This is a genomic window from Erysipelatoclostridium sp. An15 (assembly GCF_002160675.1).
GTDB classification, from domain to species: domain Bacteria; phylum Bacillota_I; class Bacilli_A; order Erysipelotrichales; family Coprobacillaceae; genus Thomasclavelia; species Thomasclavelia merdavium.
In genome coordinates this window covers 1-575 of the sequence record NZ_NFLA01000123.1, presented here as the reverse complement: position 1 = coordinate 575, position 575 = coordinate 1, and the positions used below count along the sequence as shown (strand labels likewise).

1 protein-coding gene is annotated in these 575 nt (G+C 27.7%); it reads left to right on the top strand.

Going from position 1 to position 575, the window contains the following annotated elements; all coding sequences use genetic code 11:
• Positions 1-93 precede the first annotated feature (93 nt).
• Positions 94-575, top strand: a 482-nt coding sequence (locus B5E92_RS15315; RefSeq protein ID WP_204245301.1) for an Rpn family recombination-promoting nuclease/putative transposase, incomplete at its 3' end; no start/stop codon positions are given.

Sequence of the window (575 nt, the reverse complement as noted above, 5' to 3'; positions counted from 1 at the left end):
TCAGCCTATTTTGATTATATAAACTGACTATCTTTTGTTTTTTCTAACTATAAAATATTTTCTATTCTTTATATCATCAAAGGAGTTTATTTTATGGCTAGTATTTTTAAAAACGACATCGTTTTAAAGGATTTCTTTAAAAATCCTCGTTATTTCGCTGATTTAGTTAATGTCATTTTGTATAGCGGTCTTCCAGTTATCGATCTTGAATATCTGAATATTTATGACAGTGAAATATCTACCGTAATTAAAAATCATAGTTTCATTAAAGAAATCGAACTTAGAAGAGATATTGTTTTCAAATACACTAATGGTAATGAATCTAAATTAATCGGTATTGAAAACCAGAAACAAAATGACAGATTTATGCTTTTTAGATGTATGTCTTACGATTCAATTCTTTATCAAAGACAGATCAACAATTTATCTAACGATAACGAACTGATGAAAGTTAGCTCTGCAGTTATAAACTGGGGTGAACATCGCTGGCAAAACTATGACAATCTTTATGATTTTTTTAAAGTTCAAGACATAGAAAAAATATCTACCAGTAACTTTTCAATACTGGTGGTAAA